The sequence below is a fragment of the Nostoc sp. genome (genome assembly GCF_036917355.1).
Classification (GTDB): domain Bacteria; phylum Cyanobacteriota; class Cyanobacteriia; order Cyanobacteriales; family Nostocaceae; genus Nostoc.
Map to the genome: position 1 here is coordinate 97,552 of NZ_JBALDP010000051.1, position 18,076 is coordinate 115,627.

General features: G+C 41.6%; 19 protein-coding genes. 9 read left to right on the forward strand and 10 right to left on the reverse strand.

What is annotated here, in order from left to right; translation table 11 throughout:
* Positions 1-152 precede the first annotated feature (152 nt).
* The 6 genes from V7K53_RS15155 to V7K53_RS15180 form a co-directional block, all read right to left on the reverse strand.
* The gene (locus V7K53_RS15155) at positions 153-2,291 is read right to left on the reverse strand and encodes a cation:proton antiporter domain-containing protein (protein WP_335198340.1); all 2,139 of its coding nucleotides are present in this window, start codon (positions 2,289-2,291) and stop codon (positions 153-155) included.
* A gap of 148 nt (positions 2,292-2,439) precedes the next feature.
* Entirely contained in the window at positions 2,440-3,096 is a 657-nt protein-coding gene (locus tag V7K53_RS15160; protein ID WP_335198341.1) for an HAS-barrel domain-containing protein, read from the reverse strand.
* 120 nt (positions 3,097-3,216) lie between these two features.
* Entirely contained in the window at positions 3,217-3,414 is a 198-nt protein-coding gene (locus V7K53_RS15165) for an NAD(P)H dehydrogenase subunit NdhS (protein WP_190899062.1), read from the reverse strand.
* 95 nt (positions 3,415-3,509) lie between these two features.
* On the reverse strand, positions 3,510-4,823 hold the full coding sequence (rodA, locus tag V7K53_RS15170) for a rod shape-determining protein RodA (protein ID WP_335198342.1): 1,314 nt from the start codon (positions 4,821-4,823) through the stop codon (positions 3,510-3,512).
* A 160-nt stretch (positions 4,824-4,983) separates the two neighbouring features.
* Positions 4,984-6,054, reverse strand: a complete 1,071-nt coding sequence (locus tag V7K53_RS15175; protein ID WP_335198343.1) for an Mrp/NBP35 family ATP-binding protein — start codon at positions 6,052-6,054, stop codon at positions 4,984-4,986.
* Positions 6,055-6,321: 267 nt separating this feature from the next.
* Positions 6,322-6,846: an SRPBCC family protein gene (locus V7K53_RS15180; RefSeq protein ID WP_335198344.1), complete on the reverse strand. Its 525-nt coding sequence runs from the start codon at positions 6,844-6,846 to the stop codon at positions 6,322-6,324.
* 459 nt (positions 6,847-7,305) lie between these two features.
* Here V7K53_RS15180 and hemF point away from each other — a divergent pair, with 459 nt between their 5' ends.
* Together hemF and V7K53_RS15190 are read left to right on the forward strand one after the other, a co-directional pair.
* The gene (gene hemF, locus V7K53_RS15185; protein WP_335198345.1) at positions 7,306-8,346 is read left to right on the forward strand and encodes an oxygen-dependent coproporphyrinogen oxidase; all 1,041 of its coding nucleotides are present in this window, start codon (positions 7,306-7,308) and stop codon (positions 8,344-8,346) included.
* A 264-nt stretch (positions 8,347-8,610) separates the two neighbouring features.
* Positions 8,611-8,979 (forward strand): STAS domain-containing protein, encoded by a 369-nt coding sequence (locus V7K53_RS15190; protein ID WP_094351701.1) that lies wholly within the window; start codon positions 8,611-8,613, stop codon positions 8,977-8,979.
* A 72-nt stretch (positions 8,980-9,051) separates the two neighbouring features.
* Here V7K53_RS15190 and V7K53_RS15195 read toward each other — a convergent pair whose 3' ends face one another.
* Positions 9,052-9,657: a chromophore lyase CpcT/CpeT gene (locus V7K53_RS15195; protein WP_335198346.1), complete on the reverse strand. Its 606-nt coding sequence runs from the start codon at positions 9,655-9,657 to the stop codon at positions 9,052-9,054.
* Positions 9,658-9,866: 209 nt separating this feature from the next.
* On the opposite strand from V7K53_RS15195, the gene psb29 reads away from it, so the two are divergent.
* Positions 9,867-10,574, forward strand: coding sequence for a photosystem II biogenesis protein Psp29 (psb29, locus tag V7K53_RS15200; RefSeq protein ID WP_335198347.1), 708 nt, complete (start codon positions 9,867-9,869; stop codon positions 10,572-10,574).
* A 75-nt stretch (positions 10,575-10,649) separates the two neighbouring features.
* On the opposite strand, the gene V7K53_RS15205 is transcribed toward psb29, so the two are convergent.
* From V7K53_RS15205 to V7K53_RS15215, 3 genes are all read right to left on the reverse strand, one after another.
* The gene (locus V7K53_RS15205) at positions 10,650-11,012 is read right to left on the reverse strand and encodes a phage holin family protein (protein ID WP_292782552.1); all 363 of its coding nucleotides are present in this window, start codon (positions 11,010-11,012) and stop codon (positions 10,650-10,652) included.
* 409 nt (positions 11,013-11,421) lie between these two features.
* Complete coding sequence (locus tag V7K53_RS15210; protein ID WP_335198348.1) at positions 11,422-12,114, reverse strand: ExbD/TolR family protein; 693 nt, start codon at positions 12,112-12,114, stop codon at positions 11,422-11,424.
* A gap of 42 nt (positions 12,115-12,156) precedes the next feature.
* Complete coding sequence (locus V7K53_RS15215; protein WP_335198349.1) at positions 12,157-12,885, reverse strand: MotA/TolQ/ExbB proton channel family protein; 729 nt, start codon at positions 12,883-12,885, stop codon at positions 12,157-12,159.
* A 379-nt stretch (positions 12,886-13,264) separates the two neighbouring features.
* Here V7K53_RS15215 and trmB point away from each other — a divergent pair, with 379 nt between their 5' ends.
* The 6 genes from trmB to V7K53_RS15245 all read left to right on the forward strand — a co-directional run bounded on the left by trmB (position 13,265) and on the right by V7K53_RS15245 (position 17,955).
* Positions 13,265-13,912, forward strand: coding sequence for a tRNA (guanosine(46)-N7)-methyltransferase TrmB (trmB, locus tag V7K53_RS15220; RefSeq protein ID WP_335198350.1), 648 nt, complete (start codon positions 13,265-13,267; stop codon positions 13,910-13,912).
* 432 nt (positions 13,913-14,344) lie between these two features.
* Positions 14,345-14,659, forward strand: a complete 315-nt coding sequence (locus V7K53_RS15225) for a hypothetical protein (RefSeq protein ID WP_335198351.1) — start codon at positions 14,345-14,347, stop codon at positions 14,657-14,659.
* A 127-nt stretch (positions 14,660-14,786) separates the two neighbouring features.
* Entirely contained in the window at positions 14,787-15,224 is a 438-nt protein-coding gene (locus tag V7K53_RS15230; RefSeq protein ID WP_335198352.1) for a nitrogen fixation protein, read from the forward strand.
* Positions 15,225-15,266: 42 nt separating this feature from the next.
* Positions 15,267-15,488: a hypothetical protein gene (locus V7K53_RS15235; protein WP_335198353.1), complete on the forward strand. Its 222-nt coding sequence runs from the start codon at positions 15,267-15,269 to the stop codon at positions 15,486-15,488.
* Between the two features lie 176 nt (positions 15,489-15,664).
* A complete protein-coding gene (locus V7K53_RS15240; protein ID WP_335198354.1) occupies positions 15,665-16,825 on the forward strand; it encodes a phosphotransferase in 1,161 nt (386 codons plus the stop codon).
* A gap of 29 nt (positions 16,826-16,854) precedes the next feature.
* A complete protein-coding gene (locus tag V7K53_RS15245) occupies positions 16,855-17,955 on the forward strand; it encodes a T3SS effector HopA1 family protein (protein WP_335198355.1) in 1,101 nt (366 codons plus the stop codon).
* Positions 17,956-18,076: the final 121 nt, after the last annotated feature.

Below are 18,076 nucleotides of genomic sequence, written 5' to 3' on the forward strand. Positions count from 1 at the left end.
CCTACAGCCGATTCATTTATTGCCAATATTTTTGGAAATTTGATGCCTCCGGCGGTCACTGAGGTTGTCGTTCGCGCAGCGTCTCGTAAGAGAAGTGCGGACTACGCTAACCCAGCCCAAGTCCACTTACTTGAACTGTATTCTTCCTTACATCATACAGCAGATGTAATGCTGCTAACCGTGGTAGACATAATTAAATTTGTGCTTTGAGTGCGTTGCGGTTCTCCAAGCATGATAATTGAGCAGGTGAGTTGTCTGGCTAACTGGGTTGTGACATCGCTAATGGCTAACCCTCCAGGACTGGTACGATTACGTATAAAAGGTAAAACTACTAAATCATATAATCTTGCTGCCTGTAAAATCGCTTGGGCAACATTTTCGTGAGCGATGATTTGAATTTCTGGGGCATTGGCTAAAGCCAATTTAGATACCAATAGAGAGAGATGCGATCGCCTCCAAGCAATTTTACTAGAACTAGTACGGCGATCGCACACATTCAGCACAGTAATGTGGCTCTGATTTGCCTCTGCTAGCATCTGGGCAAATTGTACAGGTTGTAATGTCGGTGCTGTTAAATTTTCTATTGGTACTAAGATCCGCTGAATTTTTTTCGGTGATTCTACTAGACGTGTCACTGCTACTGGACAATGAGATGCCCAAAGCACACCATCAATCACATTCCCAAATAAACGCGCTCGTAACCCAGTCCGTTTACCCCAACCCATAACAATTAAATTAGCCTTTTGTTCGCGAGCCGCTCTGCTAATTCCTTGAGCAAAGGCATCATCAATTCGCAGCATTGGTTCTGCGGCTACGCCCAAGGCTCGACTTTGTGTCGTGGCTTTATTCAATAACCACTCACTCCGTTGTAGAGAAGCTTCTAACTGGGGCGCATCCATGTGAGCAGCAGCAGTAGCGATCGCCAAGGGTATAATTTTGCCCTGAGACTGAAGCGCTAATAATGACGCCATTTCAATCAAATACTGCTGGGTCTGAGGATTATATATAGGCACGACTATAGTAAAAGCACTGTCTATTTCTGATGTGTTCTCCTCAGCTAGGGGTGGTGCTGGTTCTTCATCTGGTGGGGAATTCAAACCAACAGCTATTCGACTGGTTATCAACGGCCCCAATGTTGATGTGACAAGCATTAAGACAATCACACTGTGTAATACTTCTAGTGGCAGCAACCCAGCTTGATATCCCACTAACGTTGCTGCTAACGTTGTACCAACCTGGGGAAGTGACAGCGACCACATGGTTAGCATTTCTTGCCATCTATAGCGGTAAAACAGTTTTGTCAACAAAGCTGCGATCAATTTACTGATAATTAAACTAACTACGAGCAACAGTGTTAACTTGAGCGTGTTCAGATTATTCACAAAGGCGGGTAGATCGATCAGTAAGCCAAGGTCAACAAAGAAAATGGGAATGAACAGCACACTGCCAATAAAGACCACCTTTTCTTTGACTGGGCCTTCACCCACAGCCTCATTCACCGCCAAACCCGCTAAAAAAGCACCAACAATTTTTTCTACCCCAATCAATTGAGCGCCCACAGCTGCCAAAAACACAGAAAGCAATACAAACAAAAACTTGTTTCCTTCATCGTCTCCAGACCGTTTGAAAAATTCTTTGCCTGCCCAATCAAAGCCTGTCACAACGGCCACAGAGTAAATAATTAACCAACCAGACAAAGTGAGTAGTTTCGCAAAGCTGAATACTTCAGTATGAGAGACAGCTACACAAATGGCTAATATCAGTACTGCGCCAATGTTTGTAAAAATCGTAGCTCCGATGGTGACAGTAACAGCTTCGTTGTTTATCACTCCCAAACGGCTGATGATGGGGTATGCCAAAAGGGTATAGGAAGCGAATAAAGAGCCAATTAAGATTGAAGTATTCCAGCCATAGCCTAAAATTAGCCCTACTAAGGTTCCCATGAGTAGGGGTACACAGAAAGTAAAGCTAGCAAACCCAAAGGCACGACTTGTTTTCCGGCGAAACTGTTCTAGATCAATTTCTAGCCCGGCGACAAACAGCAAATAAATTAACCCAATGTCTGAGAGTAGGTTAATCATCGGTGAGTCAGACTGAAAAAGATTCCAACCTGAAGGCCCAAGTACTAGCCCTGAGAAAACCAAGCCCACTAATCCTGGTAATCTTAGCCGCTCAAACATGATGGGTATAACTAAGATGACCACCAGCAAAATAGCAAAGGGAACAATTGGTTCTTTGCCAAGAACTTGGGAAGTTGGTTCCAGAACAAGAACTTGTGATATTAGTTCCATATATAGGAATTGAAGGGGCTATGGTAAAACAGCGATTACCTTGGGGGCGATCGCCCGATCAATATGAATAAATAGAGAAGCCACCTGACGAAAAATCAAAAATCTTCTTAATTTACACTAACTAGGCAATTATTTAAGAATTAACTACCTACGGGTGGATTTGACTCAAAATAAACCGTAAGCGATCGTAGTCATCTTTAAGTAGCACACTTAAGCTACGTCCAGCTTTAATTAGCCATTGTCGGTCAGCTTTGCGTAACTGGTATACATCTCGAATGGCAGCTGCGGTTAAAGATTCTATTGGCGCACCATTTATACAAAGCAGTGTCCGTAAAAAATCTAGTTCTTCAGTAAATTTAATGATAGCTTCTGGTTCACATCGATAAACAGCTTGATGAATTTGCGGGGGACGGGGTGGAAGATACTGATATACTCTTTGGTTATAACTTTGATTTTGCGAAGATAGTTCAAATCCCACGATCGCAGCTCGGAATTCTGTGCGGAGCATGGCAAATATTTGGGGTTGTTCTTCCCGTAAGTCTTGCAAAGATAACCCTAATGCTCTCGCCCTGTGTACGGAATCTATGGGCATAGTGGTGGCATAATAGACTACAGCATAAATTTGATTGCCAGATTCTTCATCTACAGAACAGACCCAACTACCAAAGGGTGGCATCGAGGGAAAGCTTAAATCTTCCGGTTCCAAACACTGAGCTAAAAATTCGGTACTAGTAGTTTCAATCACCTCCGCAATATGGTTCGGATGGCGATCGCTAGTGGCAAACTGTGGTAGGGGAAGGCGCATGGGAGTGCTGTTAGCGATAGCGGGGCGTTTAGCCCGTGCTGAGTTAAGAGTTAGGAGTTAGGAGTTATGAGTTGAGGAATCATAACTCCTAACTCCTAACTTCTCACTCCTAACTAAGTCTTATTTGGCTTTTTTACGTCCGGCGGTGGTTTCTACGAGTTCCAATTCGCTCAGGCGGAAGGTAACTAATTTATCCCAGTTACCACCTTCAAATAATACGGCTACTTTGCCGTCACTCACCCGTTGCACGAGTCCTTCGTAACGATAATAGGTATCTGCGGGATTATTGACGCGGACAGTTGCTCCAGGCAGAATCATTTTTTTAGCCTCGCTTGTTTCCTTTTAATAGCTTAATACTTGTTAATAGTCATTTGTCATTAGTCATTAGCAAAGGACAAATGACTAATGACGAATCAATAATACTTCTGCCTTTGTCGAAAATTTGCTACCGATTCTACTATTCCCAAGGAAATGAAGTTAGTCAGCATCGCAGAACGCCCATAACTCATCCAAGGTAGGGGAATTCCTGCCACAGGTGCTAAACCAACAGTCATGCCAATGTTGACAATCAGCTGAAACACAATCATGGACAAAACGCCAATAGCCAACAAAGAACCAAAGTTATCTTTGGCGGTTTGGGCAATATGCAATAGACGCAAACAAATTAAGCAGAAGACAAACAGCACTAACAAACAACCGACAAAACCAAATTCTTCCCCCACTGCGGAGAAAATAAAGTCTGTATGCTGTTCTGGTACAAAATTCAGTTGCGTCATGGGCCCCTTGAACAGACCCCATCCCCAGATTTCACCAGCACCAATAGCAATGCGAGATTGGATTAAGTGATATCCAGCACCGAGTGGATCGTGATCGGGATTCATGAATACAGTTAGTCGGTCTTTTTGATACTCTTTCAAAACATGGTTCCAGGCGAAGACTCCCAATTCGCCACCCAGTATATTGAGAGTCCACGCACCGATAGCACCTAAACCAAATCGACGCCAGGGAAGAGTTTGCCAGCCCACAATAGCCATTGCAACTGACCAAATTAATCCTAATGGGCCAAAAGATAGTTCTTTGAATAAAACTATCGGCGCTGTTAAAGGCCAAGAGATACTAAACAAAATGGCGGCAACCACCGGAGAAATCATCAGAATTAACCAGCCTGGGTTGGCATTTGCCCAGTAAAGCATTCCTAAGACGATCGCACCAAATACCAGTGATGTTGCTAAATCTGGCTGCAAAAATACTAATCCCCAAGGTATAGCGGTGATTGCCAGAACGCGGAAAACACCTTCGAGGCTAGAAGCAGTCCGCCTGTGTAGCAAAGCAGCTAAGGTGATGATCATGCCAACTTTGGCAAATTCTGAGGGTTGCACATTAAAGCCGGCGATACTAATCCACCGTTGTGCCCCTTTGGCGCTAGTACCAGCAATCATCACGGCAATTAAACTGAAGTTCGTCAGTGTGTATGTTACCCAGTGCCACTGCATCAAGAGTTCGTAACGGATGCGAGATAAAAATAGGGCTATAAGCACGCCGATACCCGCTACCATCCAGTGCCACCACCAGTCAGTTACTGGCTGCTTCAGTTCCGTACTGAGAATCATCAGGCCGCCAAAAATACTGACAGCAATCGGCAAACAAAAAAGTAGCCAATCTACATGCTGCCAGGGCTTAACCCAAGACTTCCAGCGAATTTTGGGGAGCGATCGTTTTAACAACATTGTGCCAGTTTAGACTTTAGCTTTAATTGTTGGGGATTGGGGTTTGGGAATTAGTCAATAATCAATATTTATTCTTCCCCAACTTCTCTAATCCCTAACACCCAATTTCTAGTATTCCCAAGCTATAGCCCAGGAAGTAGATAGAAATTAAAATTTATAATTATGTCAGGGCAGCAACTGATACTTTACCAGCAATGGTAAGAGCGATCGCTGTTAATGCTTTTGCTGAAGCTGAATCTGGATCGCCAACAACTATCGGTACACCACTGTCACCACCAACTCGTGTGGAAATCTCTAGCGGCACGCACCCCAACAGTGGTACTCCCAATTCCGCAGCTGTTTTGGAGCCACCACCGGAACCAAAGATGTCATATTGCTTATCTGGTCGATCGGGGGGGATAAAATAGCTCATATTTTCCACGATTCCCAATACCGGAACATTCATTTGCTGGAACATCCGCAATCCCTTGCGAGAATCTAACAGAGCTACGTTTTGCGGTGTCGTGACAATTACTGCCCCTGCCATCGGCACTGCTTGCGTTAAAGTTAACTGAGCATCTCCCGTTCCTGGTGGCATATCTACAATCAAATAATCCAGTTCTCCCCATTCAACTTGATAGAGAAACTGACGAATTACACCATTGAGCATAGGCCCCCGCCAAATTACTGGTTGATCTCGGTCAATCAAAAAGCCCATTGAAACTAATTTGACGCCGTGATTAAAAGCAGGTTCCAGGATGTCACCCGTTTCACTAGAACGCACAGTAATTTGAGCATCAGACAAACCCAGCATGGTTGGGTCATTGGGCCCGTAAATATCAGCATCTAGCAAGCCGACTTTCGCCCCAGTTTGGGCTAGAGCCACTGCTACATTCACTGCCACCGTACTTTTACCAACGCCACCTTTGCCGCTAGAAACAGCAATGATATTTTTGACTCCAGAAATGCCAGTGCGGTCAGGTAAACTTTTTTGTTGTGGTGTTTCTGCCGTCACTTCTATGCTGACATCTGTCACGCCTGGGAGTTTTTTGACAGCTTTCTGACAGTCTTCGACAATAAATTCACGTAAAGGACAGGCAGGGGTAGTTAACACTAAAGTGAAGCTAACCTTACCACCGTCAATTTTTACGTTGCGAATCATATTCAGTTCTACCAGACTTTTGCGAAGTTCTGGGTCTTCCACTGGTCGCAAAATTTCTAAGACAGAGCGGGAATCGAGGACATCGTACATAAAAATTCAAAATTCAAAAAGAATAAATACACTTGTGCGGAACATCTTAGCTATTAACTGGATGCCTTCTTAAGTAAGGTCAGCTTAGTGTTATCACTGTTACTGCCGTGATAAAACTTAGCAAATCGCATTATTACCTAATAGAATCTTAACTTTCTTTGGTCATTGGGCATTTAAAAGAAACAGAGGGGCAGGGTGCTGCTCTTGCCGAGGGAAACTCTTCTTCTTTACTCCCTGCTCCCTTGCTTCTTCCCCAATCCCCACTACCTAAAAATCAAAACAACTGTCATTAAGAGATTTTTTCTGACCAGATACCGCTGGTAATGTCGTCTTTTCTACTGCCTCGACTAAAGATCGTGCAACGCGGTCTGCATAAGGACGGGATAAAGACCAAATCAAGGGCGATAACCAACCTCGTAGGGTTACAGAATAAGACAAACAAGTACCACAAACTGTTGACTCTACTTGGTAAGTTACCCGTTCCTCTATTCCAGGAATCGCCATCACTCGGATACTCAACATCTCTCTGGGATTGACGCGTTCCACAAAAATTCTGATGGGTATCGGCGAAAAGCGTGTTACAGCTTGAAAAATTAATCCTGGCTGGGGTACTAATCCACGGGGGACATTAGTACTCTTAAGTTGTGGATGCCAGGAAACATCTGTTAAGTCAACCACTTTTTGCCACAGTTCATCTACAGAAGCAGAACTAATCTCTCGATACGTCCACACCAGAGAAGCGCAAAACCGACGACGTTTGCGGTGGATGAATTTGGATAACCAACCTTGCATTTTCCTAATCCTCCTCCCTAGATACTTTCTGGGAAATCTGGTATGGTGTGCAACTACGCTTAACTGCTAAATTAAAACTTTCTCAAAAATGCCCTAAACATAGCAAGCCTCGATTCGATACAGACCCAAACAGCCGACATCAACAATATGGCAAATATGGCAAAAAATTTCTGAGTAGACCAGTCAAATCTTTGATACTTCAAGCTTAAGACTAAAATTTAGTCTTTATACCAGAATATTCCAATTAAGAATTTCAAAAAAAACTAATTCAATATACAAGCCTATACGCATTTGAGGGAAAATAACTCTAGTGATGCCCATCAATCGGATAAATGCTTAACCCAGGAAGAAAAAAGCGGGTTGGGCAAATAGAGCTAGATTGTTGGCGCTTGTTTCCCCCAAATTTTAAAATGAAAAATTTGTGGCTTTCTGGAAATTGTAATTTAGGTTCGGGAATCTATGTTGACCAACTCGCAAACACCAACTGTAGAAGCAGAATCATCAAAGTCTTTGCCAGCAAATGACGCTCAGACTAGGGTCAGTCAGTTTATGAAACAACTGCAAGACGAAATTACCGAATCATTGGCAAAACTAGATGGTGTGGCTAAATTTAATGAAGATAGTTGGGAACGCCCAGAAGGAGGGGGAGGGCGATCGCGCGTGCTACGAGAAGGTGCAATATTTGAACAAGCAGGTGTAAACTTTTCTGAAGTTCAGGGTTCCCATTTGCCACCCTCAATTTTAACCCAACGCCCTGAAGCCGCAGGGCATGGCTTTTATGCCACAGGCACTTCAATGGTATTACATCCTCGCAATCCTTATGTGCCCACAGTTCACCTCAATTATCGCTACTTTGAAGCGGGGCCAGTGTGGTGGTTTGGTGGCGGTCTTGACTTGACACCTTATTACCCCTTTGCTGAAGATGCGGCACATTTACACAAAACATTAAAGCAGGCTTGCGACCAACACCACCCAGAGTATTACCCAGTGTTTAAGAAGTGGTGTGATGAATATTTCTATCTGAAGCATCGGGATGAGACACGGGGTGTCGGTGGCCTATTTTTTGATTACCAGGATGGCCAGGGTGCTTTATATCGCGGACCAAATCCCAATGGGGAAGCGGCTATTTATAGCAACCAGGTGGGAACACCAGCAACCCGCAATTGGGAAGATTTGTTTGGCTTTGTACAAGGCTGTGGCAGAGCATTTTTACCAGCTTACGTACCAATTGTAGAACGGCGACATGGAATAGAGTATGGCGATCGCCAACGGAATTTTCAACTCTACCGCCGGGGACGTTATGTAGAATTTAACTTGGTTTATGACCGAGGCACTATTTTTGGTCTACAAACCAACGGACGCACTGAATCTATTCTCATGTCCCTACCTCCCCTAGTGCGCTGGGAATACGGCTATCAACCGGAACCCAATTCCCCTGAAGCCGAGTTGTATGACACTTTCCTCAAACCTCAAGATTGGATTAACTGGACACCCAAATAGTGCTGAGTGCTGAGTTAGGAGTGAGGAGTTAGGAGTTAGGAGTTAGGAGTTATGATAATTATCCCGATCTTCCCCGACTCTCTCATCTCACTCATCTGCCTCATCTCCCCACTCCCCACTATTTTGGTGAGTTATAACTACTAAAGTTAAGCACTTAGCCGAAAAAGGTGACAAATTTAGCTATAGCTTGTTAATCTCAAGTGACAGCATTAGAAAATTCTGTCACTAGTTAATCTTAAAAGGAATGCCACGGGGAGGGCTTTAGTGATTCATATAGACCAAAAAACTTATACAACCCAAGACGGAAACACCGTTATCGTCTTGACACCATCAGGCCGTCTGGATATCACCACGGCTTGGCAATTTCGCCTGAAGTTACAAGAGTGTATTTCCAAACTCAGTCGCCATGTAGTTGTAAATTTGGCTCAGGTAAATTTTATTGATAGTTCTGGTCTTACATCATTGGTAGCTGGAATGCGTGATGCTGATAAAGTCAAAGGCAGTTTCCGCATCTGCAATGTACATCCAGAAGCCAAACTAGTGTTTGAAGTGACGATGATGGATACTGTTTTCGAAATCTTTGAAACAGAAGAGGAAGCTTTAGAAGGTGTGCCTCGTAGCATTGCCAGCTAAAAAAAAAGTTAGAAGTTAAGAATAAAGAGTTAATTCTATAACTCAATAACTCATAACTCATAACTCATAACTTTATTTTATTGAATACTGATTTCGCTTGGTGTAGCGATAAGGCCCCATAATCGCTCCCCAGGTTGCTTTTCCAGTTGCGGGATCAATTCCTTTGTCGTAGCTGTGAAATTCTGTCGCTGTAGCTGCAAAACCTAAAGAAACATGGATGCTATTGCCAAGATAAGTAAAGCTACAACTAGTCTCTGGTAGTGGGGTAGCGGTAAACTTATAGCGATCGCCAGCTAGTTTCTCCTGAGTAACTGTTAGGATACAACCTGGTAGTAAATCTAATTGTTCGGATGTCAGTGTGTTTAGTAGAGCAGGGTTATTACCTGCGCCTTTTAATGCACCTGGATCTTGAGGCATATAATATTGAACTTCCACAGTTGCGTCAGAGTCGCTGCTTTGACGCAACCGGATAATTCGCTGGCGATAAGGTTGATCTAAGGTAATAACGTTAGCCTGTTCAGCAAACAAGGTGATGCTATCTTCTGCGAACAGATTAACTGGTCTTTGCCACAGACGGAGGTGGACATACCAAACTGGTTCTGCTATGGCTTGTTCCCGATTATCAAATTCACCAGCTAGGTACTCACCTAAAGCAATTAACTGTGGCGAGAAGTTCATAATTACAATAAATAAATCATTAAGGATAATAATTTTCGGCTAGTTTTTTAGGAGAAAAGGTCTTATTTCCTGTAGCTACCAGCTTATAAAATACTTTTGATGTATATATATTGTAAATGAAACCGTCACCCGCTAAAAGCTCAACTTGGCAAAGTAGCCTTTAAGCGAGAAAATAAAGATACGTCGCCCTTAACATTTCTTTTTTCTTTGTGAATAACGTCCGTACAGTCTCTGATACAAAGCGAACTTTCTATAATCTTCACACCCGTCCGATCAACACTATTTATCGTCGGGTTGTGGAAGAATTGATGGTGGAAATGCATCTGCTGTCAGTAAATATCGATTTTAGCTACAATCCAATTTATGCCTTGGGTGTCGTCACTACTTTTGATCGCTTCATGGAAGGCTATCAACCAGAACGGGATCAAGAATCAATTTTTAACGCCTTATGTCAGGCTATAGAAACAGATCCGCAACGCTATCGACAGGATGCCCAAAGATTGCAAGCTGTAGCTAAAGGTTTGCCAATTAAAGATTTAATTGGGTGGCTGGGCCAAACTACTTACTTAGATAGAGATGGTGACTTGCAAGCAAACCTACAAGCGATCGCCAATAATCCTAACTTTAAATACAACCGTTTGTTCGCAATTGGTGTATTTTCGTTATTAGAACAATCAGATCCCGAATTAGTCAAAGACGAAAAGCAACTCACTGAGGCGCTAAAAGCGATCGCTGCTGGCTTGCACCTCTCCGATGACAAACTCAACAAGGATTTGGAGTTATACCGTTCTAACCTAGACAAAATGGCGCAAGCGCTAGTAGTGATGGCAGATATCCTCTCAGCCGATCGCAAAAAACGCGAGCAACGTAAACAACAATCAACTTCCCCAGTAGCTCCCCCAAGTTCCAACGAATAGTTAGAATTTGGCAATAATGAGTTAGGAGTTATGAGTGAGGAGTTGTTAATAACTCCTCACTCCTAACTCTTAGCCTTAGACGCCCAAGATTTTGTATATTAAGCTGTTAATTATAGTCAGCGTAAATGCCCCAATAACAGCACTCCAAATCCCGTAACGCAAGCGAAAACCCTCTACTAACCAAGCAGCAATACTAAAACAAACCACAGCAATCATAAATGTGAAAATGCTGGATAATAAGTCCAATGTGAGTAGATTTGGTACTGCAAAAATGAGGCTTAAAATCGGTCTGACTATTGCCGTTACGATACCAAGCACTGCGGCAGAAAGAAACGCTTTACCAGGAGTATCAATTTCAACTCCCAAAGGCAACTTACTAATTATCAACAAGCTGATAGCTGTTACGACCCAAACAATTAAAAGCGTTACGATGTTCATGCCACAACCCCTGATACTAATTAGTAATTTGTAATTAGGCCACAATGAAAGACGCTTGATACAAGCGCTTTTCAAGCTGTTAACCTATTTGGACATCCTTCCCCAATTTGGTATGAAATGTGGATGGTAATTGGTGATGAATTGCTCAGTCTATAGGTGGAAAAATCTTTAAAGCTCAACCAATTATTTGTAAATTAGCAGTTTTTTTTTATCTAGCCGAAATTTATTATAGATATCTTTAGGTTTGGGAAAAGACTTGAAGGGGAAGTGGGGAGTGATGAGTTTGAGCCAGTACTGAGTGCTTGAGTGGGAAATCTCATTTATTTACTCAGAACTCGGAACGGGCTAAACGCCCCGCTACCGCTAACGGAACTACTATGCCCCATCCCCAATTCCCCATTCCCCTATCTCATCTTTTAAGAGGAGGTTGCGTTTGTTTTGGTGCTACAGGCGCTTGAGGCGCTGGTGAGTTAGGAACCACCGGAGAAATACCAGGATTGATAGGACTGATGCCTTGCCCAGTTGGAGGCTGAGTGATGCTAGGAAAGGGTGCAGAATTAGGTGCTAAGGGAAATTTTGGGGTAATATTCCCTTCGGGATTGATTCCTGGAAGTGGCGCAGCACCAGGATTGATTGGAAAAGAGGGGACAGCAGGCTGGTTAAGCGAGTTTATGGATGGTTGAGATGGGCCAGGAATAATTCCCAAAGAAACGCGATCGCCCCCTACTTGTCGTAGCAAATCCAATGTCTCAATTACATCATTGTAAGTTGCTGTGCGCGAAGCATTCAGCACGATAACGGCATTAGGGTTTGTTTGCAGATACTGTTTTAAACTCTGTCTCAAATCTTCCTGTTTTACAGGCTGTTTTTCTATGTAAGTATTGCCCACAGCATCGATGGTAACAATCACACTTCCACTCTGTGACGTTATTCCAGAAACTGTACTGGGGCTGGCTTTAGGCAAATCAACATTTATTGCCTGTTGCCGTGTAAATTGTAAAGCCGCTAATAAAAAAAATGTCAGGATACAAAAAACGACATCAATTAAAGGGATGATTTGAATTTGGACTTCTTCAATTGGAGTATGTAGATTAACTTTCATGTCTCACTCTCAAGCCTGGTTCAGGGGTTGAATTATTGACTATTAATTAGGTGTATTTGGGGGTTCAGGAGGTTCAGAAACTCTAGTCTTTCCTGGCTTGCGGGGTGGAGTGAAATTTTCTGGCACAATTGCTGATGTCCTATTGCTAAAGTCAGGAGGAGACTGGCGATAGAGCAATTCCATCTCATTCCCTGCCTTCCGAAAAACTTTGACTTGGTTGACTACAAAACTTTGAAATAGGCGGTAAAATACCAAACTAATAATGGCAACTATTAGCCCACTTGCCGTACTAATTAAGGATTCACCAATACCAGTAGTCACCCCAGCAGTAGATTCAGTTCCCAAATCGCCAATCCGAATTGAGCGAAGAGAGTGGATTAAACCCAAAACTGTTCCCAACAATCCTAGCAACGGCGCTAGAGCAATCACGGCTTCTAAAAGTTTTTCGCCCCGCCGCATCCCAGCTAATTCGTCTTCTGCCGTAGCCTCAAGTGCTAGTCGAAAAGTTTCTGCATCAGTTTTCGCGAAACGTAGAGGGGCGTAGAGAAAACGCCCGACAGGCTGATGGCTTGCAAGTCTTGCGATGTCCGCAGCTACTTCCCAATTATCCTGGGCAGCATCCAGGATGCGATCGACTATTTGCTTTTCCTGAGTCAAAATTCGCAACCAGAACCACAAACGCTCGAAAATCACGCTCAAAGCCAGAATCGAGAGAATTAGCAAAGGCCACATCGCTGGCCCACCCTTGTAAAATAAATCTAAAATATCCACTGTTTAAATTTCCTCCCTCCACGACTAAAGCAAATGTGTTAAGGCATTTTAATTCTAGAGATTAATGCAAAATGAGGGACTTCCAAAATATAAATTTCTCGAAAACCTAAAAAAACAGTGCAAAGATGGTACAAACTTGCTGCTGGGTAGGCAATTGAATGATAGACCGATAATTTTTGGCATACTTTTGCTAGACTTCCTTGTAATACCAATTTGAAAAAAGAATGCAATACATAGATAAGACCTTACCCAACCCTCTACAAGGCTTCGGGGAGGGTGCGTGTTAGTGAGAGTGGGGTTGTTTGGTCGCAAACGTTTTTTGAATTGATATAACCTGAAATTTCACCACAAGATATTTTCACATAAAGGAGAACAAATTTTGGCAGCAGTCCGAGTCCGCCAGCATGTTAATCCACTTGGTAAAAAGTATCAAACACCAGCAAGTCCCCTTGACTGGGAAGAAATTTATGCAAAGCCAAATCAACCACTACATTTAGATATTGGCTGCGCTAAAGGACTGTTTTTGTTGAATATGTCCAAGATAGAACCCAACTGGAATTTTCTCGGCTTGGAAATTCGGGAACCGCTGGTGGTGGAGGCGAATAAGTTACGTTCTGAATTAGGTTTAACAAACCTGCACTATTTATTTTGCAATGTGAATAACTCACTGCATTCACTTTTATCTTCCCTGCGTCCAGGAAGTTTACAACGCGTTACTATTCAATTTCCCGATCCTTGGTTTAAAACGCGCCACGCTAAACGTCGTGTAGTCCAACCAGAACTAGTGGCAGACTTAGCTAATTATCTCGCGGTTGGAGGATTGGTATTTCTACAATCAGATATGGAATTTGTGGCAGTGGAAATGCGCGATCGCTTTGCTGCTAATTCAGCTTTTCAGAAAGTTGGTACAGAAGAATGGTTAGCTGAAAATCCTCTACCAATCCCCACCGAACGGGAAATAGGCACGCAAAAAAAGGGTGAGCCTGTCTATCGAGCTTTGTTTGAAAGGGTGAAGAGTATTGACTAGAGATGTTAGTCATACCAACTGTGCCTCCCCATTTTGAATTTGAAGTTTTCTCGATCAGCCTTTAAACGATTTACTCATATAGACTTAAGTCTTACTTTTTATATTGCCGTTAAATATTACCCATTATTTAGAAAAGTCTTTGGGACATAAATGTTTTATTAAAGGTTAAAAAATAGTGAAATATTATTGGATCATTGGTGCAAAAGCTTAGTGCTAGAGTAATTGATAGATACATAACCTTGATAAATAAATAGTTTTAACTAAAAATGTTGATTTATTAATGGGTGACATAAAAGTTTTATTTATGTCTATTCAAAATTCGCAAAACATAATTAAATCATTTTACTTATACCTAGAATATAGACAGATTAGGTAATTACAGGACTTAGTTATTCAGCCTATATCTAGTTATATATTCTGAGGAAAAGCAAAATGAAAGACAAGAAAAATAATTCAAATATTCAATTTGAAGTTAACAATTTAATTGATAATGCTGTTAACAATGCAGTAGCACGACGGAACCGAAATCAGGATTTAGAAGATGCTTTGCTAACTCTGTCTGATGAAGAAATGGCAAACGTTGCAGGTGGTTTTACAACCGTTGCAAGTGCTTCTCTTGTGAAGAATGTGCCGATCATTGCAGGTGGCATTAGTTTACCGAGTATTGCAGATAGCATTACTTTGAGAAAACCGATTACTTGTGGACTAATTGCACAAGACCTAAACTTGAATGCACAAGCCTTTTAAGTTGCTAGTAAGTATTAAATTCTTGGACATTTAATTTGCTTATTTAGGTTGATGGAGAGCAGTCCGATCCGAAACTAGATGTAAATCTCCATCAGCTTAAAACTACAATTCACTATAGGTTCAATTTATGGAAGACATAGCTACTGAAAAGACTACACTTTGCCCTAGTGCAAGACCAGAATGGCAGAACAGTGTTGTTTTCGGCGTCATTGATGGAACAGTTACAGAACCCCGCGTAGCTTATCTCAAGCAGCCAAAAGCTGTCACAGATGAACTGATAGCAAAGGCTAGTCCAGTAACACCCACTGAAATTTTTCGGACGGCTGCACCCTGTGCAACTAAGGGTTGTCAACATTTTGATGGCAAAGATTGTCGTTTGGCAATGCGAGTTGTAGAAAATTTACCAAAGGTAGTAGAGGATTTACCACCTTGTTCCATACGCCGAGATTGTCAGTGGTGGCAACAAGAAGGTAAGGCAGCTTGTATGCGTTGTCCACAAGTTATTACAGATAACTACAATCCCTCTGAACTACTAGTTAAGGTGGCGACACCGACTGTTGGCTAAACAAAGCTACAAAGTTTATTTAAGTAATTTAAGAAGAATATCATGTCAATGAAAATTCATCACAAATATCTCACAAGTCAAATTGAAATTACGAACTTGATTGAAGAAGCTGTTGTGAATGCATCTGCAAGACGAAAACAAGTTTTAGAACAAAACTCACTTTCAGAACTGTCTGAAGAAGAACAGAAAAACATTACGGGTAGTGGGGTAGCAACAGATGTGAGAGATGCGATAATTTTATTAGGCGGCTATCTACTGGGTTAGTACTGCTGGGCGTAATTTGTAATTTATATACCGCAGATATTTGATTATTTTGGAATGAATGGTTTATTTCCAAGGTGCGGTACTACTTTTAATAATCCTTGCAAAAACAGGTTGTGGTAGTAACTTAACTACCACAATTTTATCTACATCAAAATTGTTTGATAAATTTAAAAATTATGACATTTCTCTTAAACTCTCATAATCTTGTCGATTATTTAATTGAACAGGGATTATGTAATCAGTCACAACAACCACCGAGTAAGGTAGAATTACTTACAGCTAAAAACTTTAATTTATTAGTTACTTTACCAGGCGATCGCAAACTTCTTGTTAAACAAGAACGGCACAATAAAGAAGGGAAAGCGGCTGGTGAGTTTTTAAGTGAGTGGCGAATTCAAGAGTTTTTACAACAATTTCCAAACCTTGGCAACTACTGCTCATTTTTACCAGAGGTACTGCATTTTGATGCAGAAAATTCCATTATTGTCTTTAGATATCTGGATGATTATCGGGATTTAATGGATTTATATACCAAGGAAAATAGCTTTCCTACAGAAATTGCTACGGCAATTGGTAATATTTTAGGAACTATCCATCATGATACTTTCAACCACCAAGAATATCAGGAATTCTTTTCTAAAAATTCAGAGAATTTAATGGCTGATCAAGTATCACATTTAGTTCAGAGATTAGAAAGAGTTGAACCAGAAATTTTTGGTCTAGTTCCTGGGGATGGGTTAAAGTTTTTTGCTCTATATCAACGTTATGATAGCTTGGGGCAGGCGATCGCTAAATTGGGTAATGCTGTAACGCCCTCTTGTCTCACCCACAATGATTTGAAACTAAATAATATTCTCCTCTACAAGGATTGGCAGAATTCCAGTAACAATATTGTCCGGCTAATTGATTGGGAACGTTCCGGCTGGGGAGATCCAGCTTTTGATTTGGGAACACTTATTGGCAGCTATGTACAAATCTGGCTGAGTAGCTTGATTATCAGTAATTCTTTAAGTATTGAAGAGTCTCTACGCTTGGCAATAACACCTTTAGAACTACTTCAGCCTTCAATTGGAACATTAACTCAAGCTTATTTAAACACTTTTCCAGACATTCTAGAACACCGCCCTGATTTCTTGCAGCGGGTGGTGCAATTTACTGGTTTTGCTTTGATTCAACAGATTCAGGCGATGATTCAATATCAAAAATCTTTTAGCAATATGGGGATTGCTATGCTTCAGGTTGCTAAGACGTTATTAAGCCGTCCTGTACAATCGATGCCAACAATTTTTGGTGATGCTGCTGTTGAATTAAATCACCTGAGTAGTTCTGCTGTTTAAATCATTTTGTTATTACTAAAGTAGTCGTTATGCAATTATTAAATTCTCCTCAAACTCAGCTAGAAATTGGTTTAACTGGGCAATTACTGGATGTTCTGCAAGATATTGTTCAGAAAATTGAGATAAAATCTGATTTCTCCATTCACCATCCAGATTACAAACCTTTAGAATTACCATCTGAGGCAGTAAAACGTTTTCAGAAGATGCCAACCCAGATGCAACAGAAATATCTGAGTCTGCAATTGCGAAGTTTTCTTTACGGTATCTATTACAACGGTTCTATGCAAAGTGTGCTGGCACTAGATGGGGACGAAAATGGTTTACCCCTAGATTTGGAGAATAATAGTGTTTTAGGGGTAGATGTGGGGTTTTATAAGCGATTACATGAAAGTAATTTTGGAGAGGGCTACTTTGACCCTGGTTGGTCTGTTTTGAGAGAAGAAAGTGATGGCAGTTTAGCCGTGACTAAAGGCGGTTTGAGACTACACATTGAACGGAATAAGCATCTTAAACCTGTTGAACAAGCAGCTATAGTTGGTGATTATGTGGCTATTCGGATGCCTAAGAATCGAGTACAAAATGGCTTTTACATGGCCGTTGGCAATGCAGGCTTCAGTCGTATTGAAGATGTGAAAATTCAGCCTGTAACTGTACGAATTTATATCAATATAACTCCTGAAGGTGCTGTGGCATTGATAGGTAGTTTAACACAAAGATTGAATGAGTTAGCAATTCCTTTCAGTTTCAAGGTTTTGTATAACCCCAAAGAATATCAACGCTACGATTCAGGGGTACTTTACTTTGACAAGAGAGACTATGAAGTTGTTAAGCAAGTTTTAAAAACTGTTTATCAACAACACCAATTGCATTTTAAGTCAGAAATTCCTTTATTTACCAAACAACTAGCATTAGGGTTAGGGTTGGCAGAAGAACCAGACCAAAAATTTGCTGTTCAAGAAAGTTTTGGTATGAATCGCTGTCAGATTGTGGCGAATGGGTTACTGGAAGCTTGGTATCAAGGAGATGAATTAATTGAGGAGAGGATGCAGTCCATCCTTAGGCAATTTTCTTGTTTGGAGATTGACTTGCAGCGCCCTTATCTCAATGCTAATTCAGAGGATATTTATTAGTGATTATATTGATTAAGCAGGGTTGTTTCTTTGCATTAGGAACTGCGATCGCATCATGTTTAATATCTGTTGATCAGCCTAGAGTTTGGATACCGACGCAGAGCGTCTGCGACTCTCAGGG

Coding starts and splice junctions, on each gene's coding strand:
- V7K53_RS15155 (WP_335198340.1), bottom strand. CDS start 2,291: ATGGAACTAATATCACAAGTTCTTGTTCTGGAACCAACTTCCCAAGTT.
- V7K53_RS15160 (WP_335198341.1), bottom strand. CDS start 3,096: ATGCGCCTTCCCCTACCACAGTTTGCCACTAGCGATCGCCATCCGAAC.
- V7K53_RS15165 (WP_190899062.1), bottom strand. CDS start 3,414: ATGATTCTGCCTGGAGCAACTGTCCGCGTCAATAATCCCGCAGATACC.
- rodA (WP_335198342.1), bottom strand. CDS start 4,823: ATGTTGTTAAAACGATCGCTCCCCAAAATTCGCTGGAAGTCTTGGGTT.
- V7K53_RS15175 (WP_335198343.1), bottom strand. CDS start 6,054: ATGTACGATGTCCTCGATTCCCGCTCTGTCTTAGAAATTTTGCGACCA.
- V7K53_RS15180 (WP_335198344.1), bottom strand. CDS start 6,846: ATGCAAGGTTGGTTATCCAAATTCATCCACCGCAAACGTCGTCGGTTT.
- hemF (WP_335198345.1), top strand. CDS start 7,306: ATGTTGACCAACTCGCAAACACCAACTGTAGAAGCAGAATCATCAAAG.
- V7K53_RS15195 (WP_335198346.1), bottom strand. CDS start 9,657: ATGAACTTCTCGCCACAGTTAATTGCTTTAGGTGAGTACCTAGCTGGT.
- V7K53_RS15205 (WP_292782552.1), bottom strand. CDS start 11,012: ATGAACATCGTAACGCTTTTAATTGTTTGGGTCGTAACAGCTATCAGC.
- V7K53_RS15210 (WP_335198348.1), bottom strand. CDS start 12,114: ATGAAAGTTAATCTACATACTCCAATTGAAGAAGTCCAAATTCAAATC.
- V7K53_RS15225 (WP_335198351.1), top strand. CDS start 14,345: ATGAAAGACAAGAAAAATAATTCAAATATTCAATTTGAAGTTAACAAT.
- V7K53_RS15230 (WP_335198352.1), top strand. CDS start 14,787: ATGGAAGACATAGCTACTGAAAAGACTACACTTTGCCCTAGTGCAAGA.
- V7K53_RS15235 (WP_335198353.1), top strand. CDS start 15,267: ATGTCAATGAAAATTCATCACAAATATCTCACAAGTCAAATTGAAATT.
- V7K53_RS15240 (WP_335198354.1), top strand. CDS start 15,665: ATGACATTTCTCTTAAACTCTCATAATCTTGTCGATTATTTAATTGAA.
- V7K53_RS15245 (WP_335198355.1), top strand. CDS start 16,855: ATGCAATTATTAAATTCTCCTCAAACTCAGCTAGAAATTGGTTTAACT.